The sequence below is a fragment of the Vibrio genomosp. F10 str. 9ZD137 genome (genome assembly GCF_049974785.1).
GTDB lineage: Bacteria > Pseudomonadota > Gammaproteobacteria > Enterobacterales > Vibrionaceae > Vibrio.
The window spans coordinates 1-3,999 of record NZ_JBNGCJ010000083.1 but is presented as its reverse complement, the minus strand read 5'-3'; the positions used below and the strand labels follow the sequence as shown (position 1 = coordinate 3,999).

Sequence of the window (3,999 nt, the reverse complement as noted above, 5' to 3'; positions counted from 1 at the left end):
CGCCATCGACGAGCTTTCAACCCGAATTGATGAAGCGGTTTCAGAAGTGCAAGTACTCGAATCCGCCACAGACAACATAGAGACGATACTAAAAGTCATTAACGACATTGCTGATCAAACCAACTTACTTGCCCTCAATGCGGCGATTGAGGCAGCACGTGCTGGCGAATCTGGTCGTGGTTTTGCGGTCGTGGCCGACGAGGTAAGAACGCTCGCTCAACGAACTCAGGAATCCACCACTGAGATTCGTAATATGATTGAACAGCTCCAAGCGGGGGCCAGTTCGGTATCGAATGCCATGAATCAGAGTAAAGAGACCGCTGTTAATGCCGTCGCACGTGCTCAGGAAGCGAATGGCGCCCTAGATAGAATTCGTGAGGCGATACAGCAAATCAGTGACATGAACATTCAGATCGCTTCTGCTGCGGAAGAACAGAGCTTAGTGGCTGAAGAAATTAACAACAATACCGTTAAGATTAAAGACCTTTCTGTTCAAGTTTCAGACTCGGCATCAAGTGCCAATGATGCCATGCTGGTGCAAACAGAAAATGTTCGAGAGCAAGATGCCATTCTTAACAAGTTCATTGTGTAAGGGGGTTTTTGATGTCGAGGCGTTCATGAAATCGATGCGTTCATGACATCGATGCGTTCATGACATAGGGCATTAGTGAGCACCTAGTTCACTTCTTTTACTGCCTGTTTTCACCGAGCTTGTAGAGTGGGTGTTTAAACAGGCCGTTTTCCAATCCAATAGAAAAAAGCCACTGCCTTGTTAATAAATAAGGCAGTGGCTTTATAGTTTCAACGCTTTGGTTGTATAACTTTGGTTGTATTACGCTGGTTCTAATGCTTTGTTTTTAGAGTTTTGTTTTGTTTTCAAAGCCATGGCTTAGAGCTTAGAGCTTAGACTTCAAACTCAGCAACCAGGCTATCCAACTTCTGGCATTGTTCCGATAAGCTCATGCAGGCATTATCTGCGCTGTTGACCATCTCAACCATTTGGTAGCTATTATCAGCGATGCGCTGAACGTTCTCATTGACTTCATTACTGACATTAGATTGCTGGCTCGCAGCCGACGCAATTTGTGTGTTCATTTCGTTCATTTGTGCAATGGAATGACGAATTTTATCCAATGATTCCGCAGCGGACCCTGCTGTATCGATAGTGGCGTTACTGCTTTCCTTACTTGCTTCCATCACATTTACGGCTTGCTTTGCCCCTTCTTGCAGTTTTTCAATCATAGATTGAATTTCACCGGTACTCTCTTGTGTTCTGCTCGCAAGTGAACGAACTTCATCAGCAACGACCGCAAATCCTCTTCCTTGCTCACCAGCTCGTGCTGCTTCAATCGCGGCATTGAGGGCCAGTAAATTGGTTTGATCAGCAATGCCACGAATAACATCGAGTATTGATACGATGTTGCCTACGTCGGTATCTAATGTATGAATCACTTGGCTAGCATTGTCTATTTCAGTAGAGAGGCTTTTAATTGATTCGACCGTTTGGCCCAAAATAGTACTGGTTTGGTCTGCTTCATTATTTGCACTGCTACTTGCTTGAGCGGCATCATTGGCATTGTCACTCACTGTGGAACTGGTCACTTGCATCTCATGTACTGCAGTGGCCACAAGCTCACTTTCTTGTTGTTGATTGGAGCTAAATAGAGCAATGCTTTGAGTGAGGGACTTAATGTTTTCCATATCTGCACGAACTGCATTTGAAGAGATAATGACTTCTTCAACCGTCACATGAATCTTCCCGACAAATTGATTGAACGAGTTTGCGACGCGGCCTAGTTCGTCTTGGCTGGTTACTTCCAGGCGCTTCGATAAGTCACCATCGCCCTGTGCAATCTCGGCCATCGCTTTTTCAATACTTCTAAGCGGGGTAATGACGAATCGTTTGATCATCCAAAAAGCGATAGCGCCCGCGATAAGTGCGATAACTAGGCCAGTCTCTACGGTCAGTTTTGCAGATGTGATCGAGCTTTTCACATCGTCGCGAAGTATGTTCTGTTTTTCTTCTATTTGAGTACTGATCGCCTTAAGGCTACTTCGCATCGCTTTAAATTCTGCGTTAATCTTGTCTTCATTGTTAGACAGGTAATCAGAAGCGTTATCTGGCTGATTGATCATTGGCTCGTATAACTTTATCCAACGTTCCGTAGCAGTAATTAATTCCTTGAGGTCGGATTCGCCACCTTTTGGTAAAAAGCCAATATCAAAAAGGTTCTGTACCTTTCTCATCCTCGGCACAGCCATATAGGCGTTATCTTTAAACTCCGCGATATGGTACTGAACTTCGCTGCTCGATTGACTTCGCGCAATCCCTTGGGCCGCCACTGTTACCTGATACAAATCTCGATACGCATTTTCTAAACTGCCCATTGCAGGCTGAACGTTTTGGTTTAATAGGGTGTTGAGGTCTTCTTGCTTATTTGCCTGAAAAACAGAGAGAAGAGTAGAAGCAATAAAAACAACCAATATCGTGAATAATGGAATGCTAATTTTCTGGGAAATGGATAAACGATTCATGAGGTTATTCCGTAAGTATGATGAATGTGATGAATGTGATGAATATGAGTAAGTATGGCACGCTATTTAGGTAAATTATAGATAATGAGATCAATATTCACCAATTAAGAGTATTGATTTTCATAGAAATTTTCTATCGAAAAGATTAATGATTGTAAGTTATGAAGTTTATTCCAACTTTCAACACCAGCTTTCAACACCATTTTTTAACACTATATGTGCCTGTAGTTCACGAATGCTATTCCATGTTGCGGGATAATGGTCGAGATAGAGTTGGTTTACACTATGACGAGCTAGTTTGACATGGCCAATATGTCAAACCCCTACAATAAACAACTATGCTTGTTTAACTATAAGAACGAGTAAGGAATAGTGCTGATGTCATCGTCATTTTATCAACAAATCCAAAATCAAATTAACGAAGTGAAAGAAGAAGGACTGTATAAGTCTGAGCGTGTGATTACTTCGGCTCAAAAGGCTTCTGTTTCTATTTCTACTGGGGAAGAGGTTCTTAACTTCTGCGCCAATAATTACTTGGGTCTGGCTAATCATCCTGCATTAATCGACGCGGCAAAGTCGGGTATGGATGAACATGGCTTTGGCATGGCATCGGTTCGATTTATTTGTGGCACTCAAGATTCACACAAAGAGCTAGAGCAAAAACTATCTACGTTCCTAGGTAAAGAAGACACGATTCTTTATACCTCTTGCTTTGACGCGAATACGGGTTTATTTGAAACAATTTTAGGTAAAGAAGATGCGATCATTTCAGATGCATTGAACCATGCGTCAATTATTGATGGCGTGCGTCTTTGTAAAGCAATGCGCTTTCGCTACGCAAATAACGATATGGAGCAACTAGAGCAGCGCTTAATCGAAGCGAAAGAAGCGGGTGCTCGTCATACATTGATCGTCACTGATGGTGTTTTTTCAATGGACGGCGTGGTTGCAAACCTACCTGCTATTTGTGATTTGGCTGATAAGTACGAAGCGCTTGTAATGGTTGATGATTCACACGCCGTTGGCTTTATGGGCCAAAATGGTGCAGGAACTCATGAGCATCATGACGTCATCGACCGCATTGATTTCATTACCGGAACACTCGGCAAAGCCATGGGTGGCGCTTCAGGCGGTTACACTTCTGGAAAGAAAGAAGTGATTGATTGGTTGCGTCAGCGTTCTCGTCCATACCTATTTTCAAATTCAGTTGCGCCTGCGATTGTTTCAGCTTCTATCCGTGTCATTGATCTTCTTAAAGAGTCTGGCGACTTACGTACTAAGCTGTGGGAAAACGCAGCACATTTCCGTACTCGTATGGAAGCGGCTGGCTTTACGATGGGCGGTGCTGATCATGCGATCATCCCCATTATGCTGGGTGATGCAAAAGTCGCGGCTGAGTTCGCTGAGCGAGCGCTAGAGAAGGGCATCTATGTGGTCGCGTTCTCATTAGATCGGAAGAGCGGT

General features: G+C 43.6%; 3 protein-coding genes. 2 read left to right on the top strand and 1 reads right to left on the bottom strand.

What is annotated here, in order from left to right; all coding sequences use genetic code 11:
- Nucleotides 1-592, top strand: a 592-nt coding sequence (locus tag ACP45E_RS01020) for a methyl-accepting chemotaxis protein (protein WP_241824233.1), incomplete at its 5' end; no start/stop codon positions are given.
- A gap of 311 nt (nucleotides 593-903) precedes the next feature.
- On the opposite strand, the gene ACP45E_RS01015 is transcribed toward ACP45E_RS01020, so the two are convergent.
- Complete coding sequence (locus ACP45E_RS01015) at nucleotides 904-2,535, bottom strand: methyl-accepting chemotaxis protein (RefSeq protein ID WP_017036988.1); 1,632 nt, start codon at nucleotides 2,533-2,535, stop codon at nucleotides 904-906.
- A gap of 378 nt (nucleotides 2,536-2,913) precedes the next feature.
- Between ACP45E_RS01015 and ACP45E_RS01010 the strand changes: the two genes are divergently transcribed.
- On the top strand, nucleotides 2,914-3,999 hold a 1,086-nt coding region (locus ACP45E_RS01010), incomplete at its 3' end, for a glycine C-acetyltransferase (protein ID WP_069584599.1).